This is a genomic window from Allobosea massiliensis, assembly GCF_042655245.1.
Taxonomy (GTDB): Bacteria; Pseudomonadota; Alphaproteobacteria; order Rhizobiales; family Beijerinckiaceae; genus Allobosea; species Allobosea massiliensis.
In genome coordinates, this window is sequence record NZ_JBHSLU010000061.1 from 9,106 (window position 1) to 31,058 (window position 21,953).

Annotated in this window: 4 protein-coding genes; all 4 read left to right on the forward strand. The window is 71.1% G+C overall.

What is annotated here, in order from left to right; genetic code table 11:
* Window positions 1–2: 2 nt before the first annotated feature.
* The 4 genes from ACFPN9_RS17630 (at window position 3) to ACFPN9_RS17645 (ending at window position 21,916) form a co-directional block, all read left to right on the forward strand.
* Entirely contained in the window at window positions 3–17,918 is a 17,916-nt protein-coding gene (locus tag ACFPN9_RS17630; protein WP_377817341.1) for a leukotoxin LktA family filamentous adhesin, read from the forward strand.
* Window positions 17,915–19,543, forward strand: coding sequence for a ShlB/FhaC/HecB family hemolysin secretion/activation protein (locus ACFPN9_RS17635; RefSeq protein WP_066733688.1), 1,629 nt, complete (start codon window positions 17,915–17,917; stop codon window positions 19,541–19,543). Before ACFPN9_RS17630 ends, ACFPN9_RS17635 begins: the two co-directional genes overlap by 4 nt.
* 23 nt (window positions 19,544–19,566) lie before the next feature.
* A complete protein-coding gene (locus tag ACFPN9_RS17640; protein ID WP_066733686.1) occupies window positions 19,567–20,289 on the forward strand; it encodes a SapC family protein in 723 nt (240 codons plus the stop codon).
* Window positions 20,290–20,386: 97 nt separating this feature from the next.
* A complete protein-coding gene (locus ACFPN9_RS17645; RefSeq protein WP_066733683.1) occupies window positions 20,387–21,916 on the forward strand; it encodes an acyl-CoA carboxylase subunit beta in 1,530 nt (509 codons plus the stop codon).
* The last annotated feature ends 37 nt before the right edge of the window (window positions 21,917–21,953 follow it).

Genomic DNA, 21,953 nt, shown 5'->3' on the forward strand with positions numbered 1-21,953 from the left:
CGATGGCGCGCCGCCGGACGAAGACGCTCGCGAAGCCCCGGGGCGCTCAGCCGGGGTTCGTCCCGCCGGCCCTGCGCGCGCGACCCCGCGGGCCGGTGCTGGCGGCCTGGCGGCAGCGCTGCCTCGTCGGCCAGGCGATGGCGCTCGCCTTGTGGAACGCGCCCGCCTTCGCGCAGAACATCATCACGCCCGACGGACGCACCCAGACCAACGTCTCAGTCAGCGGCACGACCACCACGATCACGACCCAGACGATCGCGGCCGGCGCCGGCTACAACTCCTTCTCGCGCTTCGAGCAGGCGGCCGGCACCACGGTGAACATGCACCTGCCCCAGAACACCGGGGCGCTGGTGAACATCGTTCGCGACGGCCCGGTCGTCGTCAACGGCATCCTCAACTCCTACAAGAACGGCCAGATCGGCGGGCACATCTACTTCTCGGATTCGGCCGGCTTCACGGTCGGGCCGAGCGGCGTGATCAACACCGGCCGGCTGACCGTCAACACGCCGACCCGCGAGTTCCTTGATCGGGTCATCAGCCCGAACGGCGTCGTCGACGAGGCGCTGGCCGCGCGGCTGCGTGCCAACGACGTGCCGATTTCGCCCGATGGGCGCATCACGATCGACGGCCGGATCAACGCGAAGCGTGGCGTCACGCTGCACGGCCATTCCGTCAGCATCGCCGGCCAGATCACCTCCAATGCCACCGCTGAGGACCTCGGCGAACGGCGCCGCCGCCACCGCACCGCCTTCGCCGAGAGCGTCAACACCAAGGGCCTGCGTCAGGGCGCGGCGATGGTCGCGCGCAAGGGCGGCGGGATCGAGATCGTGGCCGCCGGCACGGTCAGCGTGTCCGGCCGCCTCAGCGCCAACGCGACGGGCCGCCGCGCCGCCGGCAGCATCGCGATCCGCTCGGGCAAGGGCACGACGATCGCCGCCACGGCGAAGATCACGGCCACCGGCGCCGCCCCCTCGCCTCGTCTCAGCGCCGGCTCCGCCGCGGTCAATACGGCCGAAGGCGGCAAGGTCTCGATCACGTCGGACGCCGCCATCGCGATCGCCCGCGGCGCGGTCGTCGACGTCAGCGCCGCGCGCGGCGTCGCCGGCAAGGCCGGCTCGGCCATCGTCTTCGCCGGCACCGATCTCGACGTCGCCGACGGGGCCGTCTTCCGCGGCACGGCCGGCACCAGCGGCGACGGTGGTTTCCTCGAGCTCAGCGCGAAGAACACGGTGACGCTGGGCGCGGTCGATGTCGATCTCTCCGCCCGCAACGGCAAGGCCGGCCTGCTCTTCATCGACCCCACCGACATCGTGATCGGAACCGGCGGCAGCGCCAACATGATCACCAACGGCACGGATGTGTCGCTGCTGGCCACGAACAGCATCACCATCCGGGGCGACGGCCTCATCGATACGCGCAACTTCAACCGCCAGGCGGGGGCCCTTTCCGCGACCAATGCATCGCTCGGCAACTCCGGCAACATCACCCTCGAAGCGCCGAAGATCGAGGTCGCGGGTCAGTTGCTCGCGGGTGTCAGCGCCGGCAGCGCCTTCTCGGCCGGCAATGTGACGCTCACCGCCAGCCAGTCGCAGACCCTGCTCTCCGGGGCCGCCACCGCCGAGGCCGGCATCAAGGTCTCGGGCACGATCACCGGCCGCGACGTCGTGATGACGGCCGATGCCCGCGCCGTGTCCTCCTTCATCGACCCGAATGCGGGGACACTCGTCGCGCTGGCGGCCCAGACGGTCGGCGGCGCGATGTTCGGGCTGAACGGCTCCTATGTCGGCAGCACGATCTCGTCGACGATCGAGATCGCGTCGACCGCCGTGATCGAAGCGACGCGGAACGTCTCGCTGAGCGCCAGCGGCCAGCAGGAGGCTTCGCTCCCGGCCATCACGCTCTCGGGCAACTTCCCCTGGGGCGCGGCGGTGTCGATCGGCGAGATCGCCGGAGAGGTGAGGGCCGACATCGCCTCGGGCGCGCGGATCACGGTCGGGGGAAATCTCGACGTCAGGGCGTCGAACGACGTCAAGCTCGGCGTCACCGCGCTCACGCTGACGACCGGCCAGAGCCTGGTGGCGGCGACCGTCGCCTATGGCGCGGTCGACGTCACGACCGCGGCCAAGGTCCATTCCGGCGCGATCATTACCGCCGGCGCGACGACCAACGTCACCGTCTCGGCCCTCACCACCAACAGCTTCTCGACCTCCGCTACGGCGATGGCCTCGGCGGGAAGCGTCGGCGGCATCGCCTTCGCCTATTCGGACTACAAGGCGGCCACGGAGGCGCAGTTCGGGGCCTCGCTCGGCAGCGCCGCCAGCAAGGCCGGCAGCCTCACCGTTCAGGCGGTCTCCGACACGACCAAGAACGCGACCAGCGCCACGACGACGGTCGGCAACAACGCTCTCTTCAACGCCGGCCCGGCCGGTTCGACGGTCTCGGACCTCCTGACGAAGATCCTCGGCGAGGTGAGCAATGGCAGCAGCACGGTCCCGGCCAAGGTCGGCAGCGCGATCGCCATCGCCGACAGCGGCCTCAGCGCCAAGGCCTTCATCGGGGCGGATGCGGGCGGCGCCGCGCCTGCGATCCACACCAACGGCAATGTCGCCGTCGCCAGCCGCCAGTCGGACTTCGGCGTCCGGCTGATCGCAGACAGTTCGACCAACTCCACCTCGACGGATCCCACAGCCGCCAATCCCCAGGCACAGATCTCGCTCTCCTTCGGCATCGCCGTCGGCAATTACAATCACGATTCGACTGCCTTTATCGGCCCCGGCGCGACGGTGAGCGGGCTCCGCGTCGGCGTCGGCGCCACCAACGAGATGCCGATCTCGAACACCTGGACGAACTGGGCCGGGCTGTCGGAGGCGATCTCGCACCTCAACGGCAATCTCGGCGTCGTCAACAACATCCTGACGACCTACGCCAATGCCAGCTCCCAGTCCTCGCAGTTGGGCCTGGCCGGCGCGGTCGACTATTTCCGCGTCAACAACGAGACCTCGGCCTACATCGCCAGCGGCGCGACGATCACGGCCGCCTCGCTGGGCGGGGCCTGGCAGACGACGCTGGCGGACGGTTACGAGCAGGCCTGGAGCCGGGCCGTCAGCGTCGCCGCCGACACCACCGTCCACAGCATCGACGGCGGCGGCAATTTCGGCTTCACCGGCGGCGTCAACGGCGGCGCGGGGTCCGCCGCGGGCGGAACCCTGCTCGATATCGGCCGCAGCAGCCGCACGGTCGCCGCCATTGCCGACGGCGCGACGGTCACTGCCGGAGATCTGGGCGTCACCGCGACGACGTCGGACAAGATGTTCGTGATCGCGACCTCCTCGGGTCGTTCCGCCGGCGTCGCCCTGAACGGCATGGTCTCGCTGGCGGGGCTGGACAACCAGACCCTCGCCTCGATCAGCAACCGCGCGCGGATCACCGCCGATCTCGTCGATCTGCGCGCCGAGCAGTTCGTCTCGCTGTTCTCGCTCGGCGGCGCCCTCGCCGGGGCAAACTCCGGCGGTAGCGGCTTCGGCGTCTCCGTCGCGCGCCTCGACGCGACGACGGTGACCCGCGCCTTCATCGGAGACAATTCCAGCGACCTCTCCGACGGCAGGCTGCGCGGCGCGGGCACGACGCTGGGACTCATCCGCACCGATTCCCTGACGGTCCAGGCCGCGACTACGGGCCGGGTGATCGCGGCCTCCGTCGCGGCGGCAGCGATCGATTTCTACACCTCAGACGGAGCCATCGATTTCCTGGGTGACGACCCATTCTTCGCCAAGGTGGCCTCGGCAACCTCGGCACAGGGCGGCGGCAGTCCCTCCCTCGGGCTTGCTGGCAGTGCCGCGATGGCCGCCACTCAACTGGGCACCTCGGCCTGGATCGACGGCGCCCGCATCGAGAACCGGCTCCAGCCGCTCTCGACCGCGGTCAGGGCGCTGAACTCCAGCATCATCGAGATCGGCTCGGGCTCGGCCGCAGTCAATCTCGCCGGAACGAGCGCGCCTTCCGCCGCCCTCGCCGGCGCCATCGCCTATGCCAAGCTGGACAACAGCACCGACGCCCATATCGCCGGCTCGACGCTGACCAATATCGGCAACACCAGCGTCCAGGCGCTTGCGGGCGGGCGGATCACCGCCGTCGGGCTCGGTCTCGCCGGAGCGCCGGGCGGCAATGGCGCTGCGGCGATGTCGGTCTCGCTCGGGCTGGTGACCGACCGGGTCTCGGCCGCCATTTCGGACTCGACCCTGCTCGCGGGCTCCTTCGCCCTCGGCGCCAATGCGGTGGCGGTCAACGCCTACCAGACCACCGATATCGGCATCGGCGGCGGTGCCGCCTATGCCGGCGCGAAGAACGGCATCGGCCTCGCCTTGACCTATACCGAAATCGCCGACCCCGATGGCGAGGAGGCGGTCAGCGCCAGGGTGACGCGCTCGCGGCTGGACTCCGTCCAGAGCCTCAGCGTGACCGCCTCGGGGGCGAGCCGCATCGTCTCCAGCGCCATCAGCGCCGGCCTCGGCGGCAACGGGCTGGCCGGCTCCCTCGTCTTCAACACGGTGACGCCGACGATCCGGGCCATGATCGACGGCAGCACGGCGACGCCCGCCCTGATCACCACGCGGGGGGACGTGCTGGTCCTGTCCGACGGCAGCCGCAACGCCACCCTCGACGCGCTGATCACCGGCCGCCAGCTCTTCGCCGGCACCGACACCAGCCAGATCGACTTCACCGGCTCCGCCGCCAACAACGGCACCGCCAACCCGACGGGAGCCGCGATCCTCGCCGTCGCGGGCGCAGTGCAGGGCGGCACCAACAATGTCGGCGTCTCGCTGCTGGCGAACCGCATCGCCCAGTCGCATCTCGCCACCATCGATCAGGTCGACCTGACGGCCGGCGGCCTCGTCACCCTGCGCGCGCAGGACGGCGCCACCATCACCGGCGTTGCCGTGGGTCTCGGCGTCGCCACCGGCGCCTTCGCCGGCACGGCCTCGGTCGTGCTTCAGTCCATCGGCAATGTCGCCCGCGCCGGCATCACCGGCAGCGGCACCTCGATCACCGCCGCGGGGCTGGACGTCACCGGGACCGTCGCCTCGACGATCCGCGCCAGCGCCGGCTCGCTCGGCCTTGGCATCGGCACCGCGGCGATCGGCCTCTCGGTCGTCGAGAGCGACATCGCCAACGAGGCCGACGCGACCGTCGCCGATGCCACGATCCGCACCTCGGGCGACGTCCTCCTGCGGGCCGGTTCGACCGCCACCATCGACACGCTCGCCATCGGCATCGCCATGTCGCGCAATGTCGGGCTGGCCGGCTCCATCGCCAACAACAGCATCGCCACCGACGTCGCCGCCACGGTGGCGGGCGCCGACATCATCGCCGGCAACAATCTCGGGCTCTTCGCGACCAATACCGACCGCATCACCGTCTCGGCCGGCGCGCTCGGCGCCACGCTGGGCGCGCCCTCCGTCGCGGGCGGCTTGTCGGTCGTCAACAACACGATCGGCGGGGCGAGCACGGCCTCGATCGGCGCCGGCAGCACGGTCGATGCGCGCGCCGGCGGTTCGGGCGCGCTGAACTACCAGGCCGGCCAGCTCGTCACCGCCTTCGACCTGAGCACGGCGACGGACCCGAGCGCGGCCCAGCCCTCGCTCGCCATGACCGCGCGCAGCGTCCGCGGCCTGGGCGTCGTCGCGACCTCGCAGCAATCGGTCCTGGCCAATGCCGTGACCGGCGGCGTCGCCATCTTCCCGGTTTCGGGCGCCGTCGCGATCGTCCCGATCCGCAACGTCCTGGGCGGCAGCACGGCCGCGGTGATCGACGGCAGCGCCGTCAACACGCGCCTCACCGGCACGGATTCGACCGCCGTCGCCATCGAGGCGGCGAGCCATTCCTATGCCGCGACCTTCATCACGGTCGGCTCGATCGGCGGCGTCGCGGCCGCGGGCGCCGACGCCAACACCGTCATGCAGCGCAGCACCCGCGCCGCGCTGACCGGCAGCACGCTCGGCACGACCACGCCGGGCTTCACCCGCCCGGGTGTCACCGCCCTCGACATCGCGGCGAACGCCTCGCAATCGGCGACGGGCACCGTGATCGGCTTCGCGGTCGGCCTCGGCGGCGCGGCGGCGTCTGGCATCGTCAACAGCTTCGCGGCGACCACCACGGCCACCCTCGATCAGGGTCTGGTCACGGCGGGCCGCGTCGCGGTGAACGCCGAGAGCCGCAACGGCTTCTACGGCTTCGCGACGGTCGCGGCCGGCGGCGGTGTCGGCCTCGGCAGCGCCTTCACCGTCGGCACCAGCCGCAATACGACGCTCGCCACCATCGGCGGCGGCGCCGGCCAGACGACGCTCAACCTCAACGGCGCGCTCGCCGTGGCGGCGCGCAGCAGCAACGATTTCACGCTGCTGGCGACCGGCGGCGCGGCCGGCGGCTTTGCCGGCGTCGCCGGCATGGTCAATTTCATCGACGTCGAGAACGAGACCCGCGCCGGTCTCTACGGCGTCGTCGCGACGCTGCGCCCCGCCAGCGCCGCGGGCATCGACGTCAGCGCGAACGAGACGACGCGCATCACGCCGACCACCGCCGCCGGCGCCACCGGCTCGATGGGAGCCGGCGCGGCTGCGACCATTGCGAGCCTCGACAGCCGCGTGCTGGCGGACATCACGGGGTCGACCCTCTCGGCGCCGGACGCCGTCTTGGCCTCCGCCACCTCCCAGCGCATCGTCGATGCCCGCACGGTGACGCTCGCCGTCGGCGGCACGGCCGGCATCGGCGCCTCGGTGGCGGTGATCTCGGTCGGCACCGCCACGCCCGCGGGCGCTGCCGCCGAGCTGAACGCCAATGGCGACGGCACGCTCGCCCGCGTCAGCCAGCTCACCGCCGGCAATGCCGATCTCGTGCTCAGCGCCAGCGGCCTTTCCGCCTATCGCAGCTATCGCGGCACGGCCGGCGCCTCGATGACCGATGCGGCGCTGCGCGACGCGGCGCAGGCCGAGTTCGATCTGCTGCTGGCCAGCGGCACGGTGTCGAACGGCACCTTGACGCTGGGAAGCGCGGGCGTGACCGCCCTGCGCTCGGCCGCCGCGACCGCGCTCGGCATCGCGAGCCCGAGCGACGCGCAGGTGCGCAGCTGGGCCGCCCAGCGCTATGCCGCCCTCACCGGCGGCAGCGTCGCCTATCTGATGAGCGATGCCGGCGTCTCCGCCTATCGCAGCACCGTCACCGCGACCCTGCCGGGCGCGACGGACGACCAGATCCGCAGCGCCGCCAATGACGCCTATGCCCGCCTGCTCGCCAACGGCACCGTCTCCAACGGCGTGCTGACGCTGAGCACCGCCGGCCTCGCCGCCTATCGCGCCGAGGCGAGCACCGCCCTCGGCCGGACGGCGACCGATGCCGAGGTCCGCAGCTATGCGGCCCAGCAATACAGCTTCTTCACCGCCAATCGCAGCCGCATCGTCGCCCCGGCTTCCCAGAGCGCGAGCGCGCTGCTGGACTCCGCGGACTCGCGCACCGCCGCGACCGTCACCGGCGGCAGCATCGCAAGCGGCTCGGTCGCCGTAAGCGCCCTGTCGCAGACGACAACCAGCAACCTCGCCACCGGCGTGGGCGCCGGCGGCGCGGCCGGCGTCGGCGCCGCCACCGCCTACACCACGATCGGGGACAAGGTCTCCGCCACGCTCGACCAGATCGCCGTCACCACCGGCTCGATCACGCTCTCCGCCCGCTCCGCCGACGGGTCGGGCTCCGCCGTGGCCGTCGAAGCCCGCGCCGGCGCCGGCGCGCTGGGCGCGGCTGCCGGCGCCGCGGTCGCCGAGGGCACCCTGTCCAACACCGTCGCCGCCCGGCTCGGCGGCACGCTGACCGTGACCGGCGCGACGAGCGTCACCGCCGAGAACAGCCAGACCGGCCGCTCCGATGCCTTCGGCGCCACCGTGGCGGGCGGGCTCGCGCTCGGCGTCTCGCTGGCGAAGAGCAGCGTCACCAGCACGATCTCGTCGGAACTCGCCGCCGGCGCCAGCCTGACAGGAACCGGCCTCACCATCGGCGTTACCAGCACCGGCGCCGCCCATGCGGCGGCGGTGGCCGGCGTCGGCGGCCTGCTGGCGGCCGGAGCCGGCGCGGAAGCGACCGCGACCGACTCCACCGACACCCTGGCCGTCATCCGCTCCGGCGCCCGCGCCCAGGTCGGGACCGGCACGATCGCCGTGCGGGCCGACGCCTCGCCCGATGCCAAGGCCTCCGCCACCGGCGTCGCCGTGGCCGGCGGTCTCGCCGTCGGCACGGCCATCGCCAACGCGACGGTCGATCCGCTCGTGCGGGCGCTCATCGAAGGCAATGCCAGCCTGCCCTCGCTCGCGCAGTTCACGGCGGGCAATCTCTCCGTTCGTGCCACCGGCTCCGTCTTCGGCACCGCGCTGGGCGATGCGATCGATCTTTCGGATTCCACCTCGGGCTTCGCGCGGGGCGGCCTCTCCGCCGCGGCCTCGGCGCTCGCGGCCTCAGGGGCCTTTTACGTCAGCGCGACCGGCACGCGGGCCTCGGCCAGCAACACGGCCAGGGTCACCGCCTCCGTCGGCGACAATGTCCGGCTGCCTGCGGCAACGGTGACGGTTGCGGCCAGCAACACCACGGCCCAGGGCGCGACCGCCAGCGGTATCACCGGCGGCACCGCCGCCATTGGCGTAGTCCTGGCCGAAGCCGACGCCGACACGGCGACCACCGCTTCGCTCGGCAACGGCGTGCGGATGGAGGCGGCCGGAAGCGGCAGCCTCGCCGTCACCGCCACCGGCAGCGACACGCAGGTCGTCCGGTCCCAGGCCGGCAGTGGCGGCCTCTATGCCGGCTCCGGCGCCGAAGGGCGGACCTCGAGCCGGTCCGCCGTCACCGCCTCGCTCGGCGCTGACGCCATCATCCACACCGGCCTCGTCACGGTCGCCGCGAGCCACGACACCCGTTATGCCGCCCTCGTCGACAGCCTTCAGGCGGCCGCGCTGGGCGCCAGCGCGGCGCTGGCGGAGAACAAGGCGGAGAACATCGCCGTCCTGACCTCGCTGGGCGCCCGCAGCCGGCTGACCGCCGCGGGTCCCGGCACGGCGGGCTGCGCCCTGACCTCCTGCCTGCAGGCGATCGCGCTGACCAGCCGCAACGGCTTCGAGCAGCTCGCTCTCGGCGACTCGGTGCGCGCCGCCGCCGGCGGCGGCATCAATGGGGCCGGCGCGACCTCGACCACGACCCTGTCCGGCACCTCGCGCGTCGTGCTCGCCGACGATGTCGCCCTCGCCGCCGGCACGAGCCCGACCGGGGCGCCCGGGCCGATCCTGATCCAGGCCTGGAGCGAACTCACCGGCGACGACGCCGCGACGCTGACGACCGGCGGCCTGCTGCAGGGCGCAGGCGTCGCCTCCCGCTACACCGCCACCGTCAACAACGAGGTCACGCTCGGGCTGCGCAGCACGGTGACCTCCTTCGGCGTGATCAATATCGGCACTTACACGACCGCCGATGTGCGGACGAACGCCTATGTCAGCACCTATGGCGTCGCCGGCGTGGGCGTCGCCGATGCCGACGTGACCCTGAAGACCCGCAACACCGTCGGGATCGGCGCGAATGCGGCGCTGCTCGGCCTCGGCGACGTCAATGTCACCGCCGGCCGCGACGGATCGGGGCTGAGAACCAACAGCCTGACCGGCCGCGCCACGGCGCTGGGCTATGTGCGCGGTCTGATCGCGGTGCCGGATGCCGACGCCTCGACCGATCTGCAGAACCATGCCCGGGTCGAGGTCGCCTCCGGCGCCAGCATCGCGAGCGCGCAGAACGTCACGCTCGGCGGCTATGACGGCCTGCTGAACGCCTATGCCGACGGCACGGGCTATGGCTACCAGCTCTTCTTCATCCCTGTCGCGAATGACAGCAGCAGTCCCGGAGCCTCCTCCTCCTCGACCCTGGTGATGAACGGAACGGCTACCGCCGGCATCTACAACACCCAGCGCATCGAAATCGGCTGCGGGACCAACGCGACCCAGCAATGCGGCGTCAACGACACGCCGACCATCCGCTTCGTCAGCGGCGCGCCGGTGACGGCGAACATCAACGGCGCCTTCAACGCGGTGTCCTACATCAATGCCCTTTACGACTCCTCGGTCGCGGGCACGCTGATCTCCGGCGTCAGCGGCTCGCCGGTCACGGCCGTCCGCCTGAGCCAGCTCTATGCCGCCGGCGGCAACGTCTATGTCGGCGGGCGCACGGTCTCCGGCAATGGCACGCTGACCGCCCGGGGCGGCCCCTCCATCACCGTGATCAACCGCAGCAACGCCTATCTGGTGCTGGACGGCGGCGCCTACATCCCGGAATCGACCGGCGGCCAGATCGTCGGCGCGAGCGGCGGCCTCACCCGCAACAGCAATCCCGATGCGACGCCGGTCATCACCATCGACAACGCCTATGCGGGCGCACTCGACGCCAGCGGCAACGGCCCGGCACTGCTGATCGCCGGAGACGTCACCAACCTCGCCGGCGTGGTCTCGATCAACAACACGCTCGGCTCCTTCGGCTTCTCGGGCCAACGTATCGACGCGTTGCAGTTCAACGTCACGGTGCCCAACGGCGCCGTCGCCGTCTCCTCGAACGGGCCGAACGGCCTCTACAATGCCGGCGCCTCGCCGCAGGCCGAATACGGCAGCTACATCGTCTATCCCGGCGGTGGTCAGGGCACGACGCTCAATCCGAACGAGGCGATCTACGCCGCCGCCAATGCCTTGGCCGCAGCGGCCGGCGTGTCCAACGTCAACTATTTCCTCTACGGCACGCAGGCCGACGGCCAGACGCGCAACTGGTCGCTGCAGTTCTTCGGCAACTGCGCCGGCTACATCGCCGATTCCGGCTACAACTGCGCCACCGGCTACAATATCGGCAACGACATCAGGATGACCCTCATCCCGACGGTGCCGACCTATCGGACGAGCAACCCGACGGCGCAGGGCGGCGGCACGCAGATCTACGGCGCGCAGGTCGCGATCAAGGCGACCACGATCAACATCAACGCCTCGATCGAGGCCGGGCGCATCACCAACTGGTCGGGCACCATCGCCGCGAACATCGGCACCATCCTGAGTTCGGTGCGCCAGGGCTATCTCGACGCCGGCACCACCTCCGCCAGCTTCGCCAGCATCTTCGGTGGCGGCTGGGCCAACCCGGGCGCAGCCCCCGTCGTCTACGACGTCGTCAACCACCGCCTGATTCTGAACGACGTCAACGCCTCCTCGGGCGGCGGCTCGGTCCTGCTCGACGGTCAGATCATCAGCACGAACACGATCGGCCGCATCAAGGTCAATGGCGGCTTCGGCGATGTCAGCCTGGTCAACAATTCCGGGCTCGACCTCGTCACCAGCCGCATCAACACCGGCACCGCGGCAGGCGTGAACGCCAGCGTCAGCAAGATCACGATCGTCGACCGCCTGATCACCTCGGGGCCGAACACGACGGTCTATGCCTATACGCCGGGCTCGGGCATCGCCGTCTACAAGACGAACAACGGCGCCCAGCCCGTGCTCGGCACCACCACTCCGGTGGCCTTCGTCTCCGGCGACACGACCAGCTACACCCCCGTCGCCGGCACGCGCTATGAGTGGACGCAGCAGGCGCTGCTCGAGCGGGTCGGCCTGACGGTCGCCAACCGCAACCAGCGCGACGTCGTCTCCTACTGGGTCTACAGCTCCGGCACGTCCAGCAACCCCTGGGTCTATGTCGACGCGCAGTCGCCCAGCACCAATCCGGGGGCCGATCCGCGCTACTGGTGGTCGCGTTCGGCACAATCGCCCAGCGCGACCCCCGTCTCGGGGCGCCTGACGAACAACACGAGCCTCACCAATATCGGCCTGACCCAGACGATCACCGGCGGCCATCTCGACTTCATCAACAATTCGGCCAGCTATGGCGGCTGCCAGCTCGGCTCGCCCAACTATTGCGACCGCGGCTTCGTCGGCCAGCCCGGCGCCTCCCAGGCGGTCTGGGACTACAACTACGCCACCCGCGCGTTCGTCCAGGTCACGGCGTCGGTGAAGGCCGACAACCCCTTCGCCATCAGCTTCGCCGGCAATGCCGCGGGGCGCGTCAACATCCAGACCAATGGCGGGCTGCTGCTCCAGGGCAATGTCGTCAATCCGAGCGGCTCCACGACGCTCAACGCCACCGGCGGCGCGATCACCCAGGCCGCGAACGTCTCGATCCTCAGCAAGGACCTGACGCTCAACGCTCGCGACGCGATCGGCACCGCGACGCAGGCGATCACGACGACGCTGACTTCCGGCGCCAGCCTCGCGGCGGCGACCGGTAGCGGCGGCATCCATCTCGACATCACCGGCGGCGCCCGCATCACCACCTTACGCGCCGACGGCAATCCCAACGCCTATGGCGACGTCGTGGTGCGCGCCACCGGCAATCTCGAGGCGGCGGCCCAGTCGGGCGCCAACATCATCGGCCGCAACATCACCCTGTCGAGCGAGACTGGCGGCGTCGGTTCACTGACCACGGCGATGAAGCTGCGCGCCATGGCGACGCAGCTGCCGAACGGCAGCTTCGTCGACGGCGTCGTCAACGTCTCGGCGCTCGGCGATGTCGGCATCTCGCAGCTCGCGGGCGATCTGCGCGTCGGCGAGATCCGCAGCGACGCCGGCGACGTCCGCATCGAGGTCGGCAATGGCCGGCTCGTCTCGGCAACCGGGCAGACCTCGGCCCAGGCGCTGAGCGCCGAGCAGCTCTCCAAGGTCTCGCGCGCCCTGAATCTCACGGCGAACGACGGCGCGGCGACCGCCGCCCAGGCGAGCATCGCGACCTTCGAAGGGCAGGTGACGCAGGCTTACGGGCTCTATTCGGCCCTGATCGGCAACGGCTCGGTCGACGGCAACGGCGCCTTCCGCCTGAACGACGCCGCAATCCCGCTCTACCAGGCCTTCGCCGATGCCGCGCTCGGCCGTACCGCCAGCGCCCAGGAGGTGAAGACCTATGCGGCGGGACGCTACGCCGCCTATGCGGGGGCCTTCGAGATCGCCTATGGCGCCGGCTGGGCGACCCAGGCCCGCTTCCAGCCCGCCACGCTGCAGAGCAACTACAGCTTCCGCACGACGGATGCCGATGCGGCCTCCGGGATCGTGAACCGCATCGCGGGCGACGCGGTCTGGACCGACCGGCAGCTCGTCTCGGCGATCAACCAGTCCGCCCTGCAGCCCACTTCGGGCTCGGTCGGCAACGGCACCGCGCTGGTGGTCGGCCGCGACGTGACGCTCGTCACCGCCGGCAGCATCGGCTCGCTGGCGGCCGACATGCAGGTCTCGCTCGACAGCATCCGCAACGGCACCATCAGCGACGCCGAGCTCGCGGCGCTCTCGGTCGCCACCACGCCGGGCAGCGTCAAGATCATGGGACGCCGGCTCGACGGCAGCCTCGTCGAGGTCACCGATCTCGGCAACGTCCCCAATGGCGTCACGCTCGCCCGCGTCGATGTCAGCCAGACCGCCCCGCTCTTCATCAACGCGACCGGAACCTTCAACGCCTCGGCCCAGGGCGACATCTATGTCCAGGCGACGGCGAATGTCCCCTCCAGCACGACGCCGCGCTCGGCCGGCGCCACGCTCAATCTGGGTGCGATCAGCGCGACCGGCACGGTCAACCTGCAGGCGCCGCTCGCCATCACGGTCGCGACCCAGGCCGACGGCACCACGCCGCGCAGCCCGGTCCAGATCCAGACGGGAGGCGATCTCGTACTCGTCGCGGGCGGTGGCGGCATCGGCTCAACGGCGACTCCGCTGACCTACCAGATCGGTGGGCGGCTGGTCTCCGCCTCGGCCGCTGCGGGCGACGTGGCCCTGGTCGCCCAGGCCGGCAACGCCGAGATCGGCCGCATCTTCGCCTCCGGCAACGCCTCGCTCACGGCGCGCGGTGGCTCCATCCTCGGCTATCTGCCGGGCGTCGCCATCGCCGCGACCTCGATCCGTCTCGATGCGAGCGGCGATGTCGGCTCGGCCTCCGCCGCGCTCGGCCTTCAATCCGCATCGACCGGCTCCGTCACCGGACAGATCGGCGGACGCGCCTGGCTCGCGGCGCCGACGACGGCAGGCCAGGCCCCCAGCACGCTGCGGCTCGGCGACCTCGCCGCCACGGCCGGTGTCGCCGCCACCGCCGATGGCGCCATCGAGGTCCTGGGAAACCTGCGCTCGAGCCAAGGCGGCGTATCCCTGACCGGCGCCACGATCGCGATGGCGGCCGGCTCGCAGATCAGCGCCACCGGTGCGGTGACCCTGGCTTCGGCCGGCACGATCACCCTCGGCAAGGTCGCGAGCACGCTCGCGGCCCCGGCCGGCGGCGCCTCGATCGCGCTGACCGCGGCCGGCATGATCCTCGGCAATGGCGACACCGGAACCCTGCTCGACGCGAGCGTGAGCGGCGGCGTCGTCACGCTGCTGGCCGGCGGCGACATCGGCAGCGGCCATGCTCCGCTCGCGCTCGACGCCCCGAGCCTGTCGGCCCGCAGCCTCAACGGCCATCTGAACCTGGCCGCGACGACGGTGCGGGCCACGAATCTGGCCGCCGATGCGGGATCGATCATGCTGACGGCGAGCGGCACGCTGGCCGTGGATGCCGCCACCAGCGCCGGCGCGACTGCGCTCTCGGCCGCCAACGGAACGCTGACGATCGGCACGCTGCTGGCGGGCGCCGCCAGCACGCTGGACGCCTCGGGGCTTGTCACGATCACCAGCGCGACGACGACCGCGGGCGACCTCGCCATCACCTCCACCAGCGCCGGCATCACGGCGGGGACGCTTGTTGCAAGCCGCGACGCCACGCTGAACGCCGCAACGGCCGTTTCGGTCACCACCTCGCTCACCGCAGGCCGCACGGCCAACGCGACCACAAGCAGCGGCACGCTCGGCATCGCCTCGCTGCTGGCCGGAACCGACGCAACCCTCAACGCCAGCGGCGCCGTCACCCTCGGCGCCGCCACCGCCACGACCGGCGACCTCGCGATCACCTCGACGAACGCCGGCATCACGGCGGCGACGCTGGTCGCCGGACGCGACACCACGCTGAACGCCGCAACGGCCGTTTCGGTCACCACCTCGCTCACCGCGGGCCGAACCGCCAACGTCACTGCCGGCAGCGGCACGCTTGGCATCGCCTCGCTACTGGCCGGCACCGACGCGACCCTCAACGCAACCGGCGCCGTCACCCTCGCCACCGCCACCGCCACGACCGGCGACCTTGCGATCACCTCGACGAACGCCGGCATCACGGCGGCGACCCTGATCGCCGGGCGCGACGCGACTTTGAACGCCGGCACGGCCGTTTCGGTCACCACCTCGCTCACCGCGGGCCGAACCGCCAACGTTACCGCCGCCGGCGGAACGCTCGGCATCGCCTCGCTGCTGGCCGGCACCGACGCAACCCTCAACGCCAGCGGCGCCGTCACCCTCGGCGCCGCCACCGCCACGACCGGCGACCTCGCGATCACCTCGACGAACGCGGACATAACGGCGGCGACGCTGGTCGCCGGACGCGACGCGACGCTCAACGCCGCAACGGCCGTTTCGGTCACCACCTCGCTCACCGCGGGCCGCACCGCCGACGTCACTGCCGGCAGCGGCACGCTCGGCATCGCCTCGCTGCTGGCCGGAACCGACGCCACGCTCGCTGCCAGCGGTGCCGTTACGCTCGGCGACGCGACCACCACGACCGGCGACCTCGCCATCACCACGACCGGTGCCGGAATCACGGCGGCGACCCTCATCGCCGGGCGCGACGCGACGCTCAACGCCGCGACCTCGATCGCCGTCACCGCCTCTCTCACGGCCGGCCGCGATGCCGTGCTCTCGGCGATCGGAGGCAGCATCGACATCGCCCGGCTCTCGGCCGGCGGTCTCCGCCTCTCCTCCTCCGCCAGCCTGACGCTCGGAACGCTCGTTTCGACGCTCGGCGCCATCGCGCTGACCTCGACTGGCGGGAGCATCGACGCGACCGAGATCACCGCCGCTGGCGACGTGACGCTGACGGCGGCCGGCGCGATCCGCGTCGCGCAGACCCTGTCTGCGGGAGGCGCCGCAACGGCGGCAGCGGGTGGCGTGCTGGAGATCGACCGACTCGAGGCCGGCACGACCGCCACCCTCACCGCCGCCGGCGCTGCAACACTCGGCGAGGGCACGACTCTCGCCGGCGACCTGACCCTGCGCTCGATCGGCGGGGACGTCACGGCGCAGGCGCTGCGGGCCGCGGCCAGCCTGCGGGTCGACGCCGCGGGCGCGATCACGGTGCCGGTCCTCGACGCCGGCCGCGATCTCGTGCTGAGTGCCGGCGGCGCCCTGCGCACCGAGCAGGCCGAGGCGCGCGGCGGCGATCTCGGCGCGACCGTCGGTTCGGCCGTCGCGACCCGCCTGGCCTCCTCTGGCAATCTTGCGCTCTCCGGCAGCGGCCGGCTCGATCTCGGCTCGCTATCCTCCGGCGGCGACCTTGCGGTCGCTTCGCGTGGCGGCTCGCTCGCGATCCTGTCCGCGCGCAGCACCGGCCGCAGCGCGATCGACGCCGAGGGCGATCTCGGCCTCGGATCCGTCACCGGCGCCGAGATCGCCCTGGCCTCGCGCAACGGGAGCCTCGGCGCCGAGACGATCGACGCCGCCGGTCTCGCCACGCTGACGACCGCTGGCCGCCTCGCGGTCGGCAGCCTCTCGGCGCGCGACATCCGTGCGACGGCTGGCTCCACCCTCGATGTCACGACACTGACCGCGGGCGGCAACGCCGAGCTGCGCTCAGGGACGACGATGACGCTGCGCACCGCCCGCATCGGCCGTGACGCGACCCTGGTCGCGGGCGACACACTGACGGTCCGCGAGATCGCCACGACCACGGGCGATCTCAGCCTCACCACCAGCGGCGCGCTGGTCGGCGGCACCTTGACGAGCGGTGGCTGGACCCGACTCTCCGCCTCCAGCCTCGCCGTCACGCGTTTGACCAGCCGTCGTGCCGCCGAGATCGCGACGCTCGGCACGCTCGACCTCGCCGAAGCGTCGGTCGGTGGCGACGTGACGTTGACCTCGACCGCAGCCAATCTCGACCTCGGGACCGTTCTGTCCGACGGCTCGGCCACCCTGCGCGCCGCCGGCTCGATCCGGGCGGCGCGGATCGCCGCCGCCGACGTGCTGGCCTTGCAGGCCGGCCTCTCCGGCACCGGCTCGATCGCGATCGAGCGCGGCGCGGCCCTGACGACGACGGCGAGCGCGCCCGACGAGGTCCGGCTCGGCCGCTTCGGCGCCGGCGCGAGCATCACCATCCTCGGCACGCGCATCTCCGCCGACATCGTGCAGCTTCCGAGCGGCGGCAGCCTGCCGCTGGCGCTCGACATCGGCGGGGTCCGCGAGACGGTCGCCGAGATGGCCGAACTTTCCGTCGAGGCCGCGGCCTTGCGCGTGGGCCGCCTCGCCCTTCGCGATGGCCGCCTCGCCACGACGGCCGGCGATCTCGGCATCCTCCGCGCCACGATCCCCGGCGCGCTGACGCTGACGACGCCGGCGATGAGCGTGCTGGCCAATAACCGCAGTCTCGCCCCCGTCACCGGCTACGACGTGCAGCTCTATCCGAAGGATCGCCCGTTCTTCCTCAACGTAAATGGCAGTAGGCTTTCGACCGACGCCTTCATCATTCAGGCCGATTCGGACGTGGCACAGCTCTCCTCTAGCTTCGGCTCCTCGATGGCGCGCGATCTCGCCCGCCTCGGCACCCTCTTCCCCTCCGCGCCGTCCTTCGGCGAAACGGCACGGCGCTTCGTTCTCGGGGAGGACGGCCGCTGGCGCGGCGTCTCCGGGGATCCGGAGACCACCGCCTCGATCGGCGGAACGAGCGGCCCGCGCGTCAATCTCGGCGGCGCAGAGGGGCAGCCTTGATCCGCTCCCGCCTGGCCTTCGCCGCAATCGCCGTTTCTCCCCTCGCGTTTTCGAATCCCGCTGCGGCCCAGATCGTGCCGCAGACGATCGAGAACGAGGCCGAGCGCCAGCGGCTCGAGATCGAGCGCCGCACGGCACCGCCGCGCCAGCGCGGCCCTGCCGTGATCGCGCCGCCCGCGGCGCCCCGTGTCGAGTTCCCGGCCGGCGGCACCACCGTTCTGCTGACGCGCATCGATTTCGACCCCTCGCGCCTGCTAGGCGCCGCCGAGCTGGAGGCGATCAGCGCCCGCTATGTCGGCCGTCGCGTCGATCTCGCCGGGATCGGCCAGATCGTCCAGGCGGTGAACGATCTCTATGCCGAAAAGGGCCAGATCACCGCCAGCGCCGTCCTGCCGCCTCAGAAGCTCGATGATGGCGTGCTGCGCGTCCAGCTGGTCGAGGGGCGCGCCGGGGCGGTCTCGATCAAGGGCGGGGTGCAGACCTGGCCCTGGTATGTGCGCTCCCAGGTGCCGCTGATCGATGGCGAGGTCATCGACGCCCCCGCCCTCAACCGCGCCGTCTCGATCTTTAACCGCATCAACGATCTGCAGCTCAGGGCCCAGCTCGGCGCCGGCGCCAGCTTCGGCCTCACCGATGTCGAGCTCGCCCTCACCGAGCCGGCGCGCAACACGGTGCAGTTCTCCTATGACAACCAGGGCGTACTCTCGACAGGGCGCTACCAGGGCACGCTCTTCCTGCGCCACCACAACCTGCTCGGCATCGACGACCGCATCGTCTTCTACGGTTCGCGCGCCCGCGGCAGCATCCTCGGCAGCGGCAGCTACACGCTGCCCGTTACGCCCTGGGGCACCCGGCTGGGCGCGACTTTCACCCGCTCCGCCTACCGCATCGTGACCGGCGCGATCCGCGAATTGCGGCCGGAGGGCATCTCGGAAAGCGTCGCACTGACCCTGTCGCAGCCTGTCTTGGCGACCGACGCCATCCTGCTGCAGGCCACCGGCGCGCTCGGGACCGGCCAGGGCCGCAGCAAGCAGCTCGACATCGCCACTGTCGAAAGCCGCTACACCCGGGTCCAGGCCGGGCTCTCGCTGAACGTCGCGCTGCCCGGTCTCAGCCACGCCTCGACCGCCAACTGGAGCGAGGTTTCCCATGAGGACCGGCTGGCGGAGCGCAAGCGCAGCCTCACGATCCTGACCGGCACCACCAGCTCGGTCTGGCGCATCACCGAGGATCTCTACGGCACCGCCGTCGGCGCCTGGCAATATACGGGCGAGACGCAGCTGCCGGGCGACCAGATCTTCCAGATCGGCGGCCCGACCACCGTGCGCGGCTATCCGATCGGCGCCGCCTTCGGCAATTCCGGTTTCTACGGTCAGGCGGAACTGCACTGGCTCCTGCCCGATCCGCTGAAGCAGCTCGAGGCTTTCGTCTTCCTCGACCATGGCATCACCTACCCCAATGCCACCGACAGCATGCGCGCGACCTCGGTGGGCGCAGGGCTGATCTGGCGCCCGGTCGACTGGGTCTCGCTCGAGGGCGGCTTCGGGCGCCCGCTCGAGCGGGTCTCGGCAAACCAGCGCGATGTCGAGCTCTACATGCGGCTGACGCTGCGCAAGAGCATCTGAATTCACTCCGTCAGGACGAACCCATGGCCCCTCTGCCGCTCTTCTATTCCAGCATCGCGGTGCTCGACCGCAACACCCATCGGCAGTCGCGGCTGGCCCCGCCGAAGGCGCCCTATGCCTTCGCCGCCGGCGCCCATGTCCTGCCGGCGCTGATGGCCGAATTCGCACCGGCCTGCCGCGACATGCCGATCCTCTTCCTCGAGGAGCAGGGCGCCGTGTCGCCGCTCTTCATGGTCGGCATGCGCCCGGGCGAAGGCTGCTTCGTCGATGCGGAGGGGCGCTGGCGCGGCCAGCACGCGCCGGCCTATCTGCGGCGCTACCCCTTCATCGGCGGCGACCTCGCCGGCGAGCAGCAGGTCATCTGCCTCGATGGCGGCTATGCCGGGCTGCAGGAGGCGGAGGGCGAGCGCCTCTTCGACGACGAGGGCGAGCCAACCCCGGTCCTGCGCGACATCGTCGCCTTCGTCGCCGACTATGCAGAAGCCGCCAAGGCGACCGCGGCCTTCACCGCGGCGCTGAAGGAACTCGACCTGTTCCAGACCATCAATGTCGAGATCCGGGCCGGCGACGGCACGACCTCGAGCTTTTCAGGCTTTTCCGCGCTCAGCGCGGAGCGGCTCGATGCGCTCTCCGACGAGGCCTGGACGGAGCTGCGCCGCAAGGGCTACCTGCTGCCGATCCACGCCCATCTCATCAGCCTGCAGAACTTCGCCCGCCTCGGCGATCTCGCACAGTCGCGGGCCTGATCGCGCCCGACGCCCCGACCAACGGGTGATGGACTCGCGCCTGTGGCGCGCTTAATCCGGTAACGGCAAGATCGTTCGTCGGCTCCGGGGCGTCCTCATGAAAGACATTCTCGACCAGCTCGAAGCGCGCCGCGAAGGCGCGCGTCAGGGAGGCGGCGAGCGCCGCGTCGAAGCCCAGCACAAGCGCGGCAAGCTCACCGCCCGCGAGCGCATCGAGCTTCTGCTCGACAAGGACTCCTTCGAGGAGTTCGACATGTTCGTGCAGCATCGCTGCGTCGATTTCGGCATGGACAAGGCCGAGAAGATTCCCGGCGACGGCGTCGTCACCGGCTGGGGCACGGTCAACGGCCGCACCGTCTTCGTCTTCTCCAAGGACTTCACCGTCTTCGGCGGCTCGCTCTCGGAGACCCACGCCCAGAAGATCGTCAAGATCCAGGACATGGCGCTGAAGATGCGCGCGCCCATCGTCGGCCTGTTCGATGCCGGCGGCGCCCGCATCCAGGAGGGCGTGGCGGCGCTCGGCGGCTATGGCGAGGTCTTCCGCCGCAATGTCGCGGCCTCGGGCGTGATCCCCCAGATCTCGGTGATCATGGGTCCCTGCGCCGGCGGCGACGTCTACTCGCCGGCGATGACCGACTTCATCTTCATGGTCCGCGACACCTCCTACATGTTCGTCACCGGCCCCGACGTGGTGAAGACCGTCACCAACGAGACCGTGACCTCGGAGGAGCTCGGCGGCGCCAAGGTCCACACCAGCAAGTCCTCGGTCGCCGACGGCGCCTTCGAGAACGATGTCGAGGCGCTGCTGCAGATCCGCCGCCTGCTCGATTTCCTCCCCGCCAACAACACGGCGGGCGTGCCGGAATGGCCGAGCTTCGACGTTCCCGACCGCGTCGACATGAGCTTGGACACGCTGGTGCCGGACAACCCGAACAAGCCCTACGACATCAAGGAGCTGATCCTGAAGGTCCTCGACGAGGGCGATTTCTTCGAAATTCAGGGCGCCTATGCCGGCAACATCGTCACCGGCTTCGGCCGCATCGAGGGCCGCACGGTCGGCGTCGTCGCCAACCAGCCGATGGTGCTGGCCGGCGTGCTCGATGCCGACGCCAGCCGCAAGGCCGCGCGCTTCGTGCGCTATTGCGACGCCTTCGAGATCCCGATCGTCACCTTCGTCGACGTGCCGGGCTTCCTGCCGGGCACGGCGCAGGAATATGGCGGCCTGATCAAGCATGGCGCCAAGCTGCTTTACGCCTACACCGAATGCACCGTGCCGCTGGTCACCGTGATCACCCGAAAGGCCTTCGGCGGCGCCTATGACGTGATGGCCTCCAAGCATATCGGCGCCGACGTCAACTACGCCTGGCCGACCGCCCAGATCGCCGTGATGGGCGCCAAGGGCGCGGTCGAGATCATCTTCCGGGGCGGCGACGCCGAGACCATCGCGCGCCAGACCAAGGAATACGAGGACCGCTTCATGTCCCCCTTCGTCGCGGCCGAGCGTGGCTATGTCGACGAGGTCATCATGCCGCATTCGACGCGCCGTCGCATTGCGCGGGCGCTGGCGATGCTTAGAACCAAGAGCGTCGAGCGGCCCTGGCGCAAGCACGACAACATTCCGTTGTGAGCGCGGCGGCGTGGCCTCGTGCCGGGCTCGTCCCATG

Coding starts and splice junctions, on each gene's coding strand:
- ACFPN9_RS17640 (WP_066733686.1), top strand. CDS start 19,567: ATGGCCCCTCTGCCGCTCTTCTATTCCAGCATCGCGGTGCTCGACCGC.
- ACFPN9_RS17630 (WP_377817341.1), top strand. CDS start 3: ATGGCGCGCCGCCGGACGAAGACGCTCGCGAAGCCCCGGGGCGCTCAG.
- ACFPN9_RS17645 (WP_066733683.1), top strand. CDS start 20,387: ATGAAAGACATTCTCGACCAGCTCGAAGCGCGCCGCGAAGGCGCGCGT.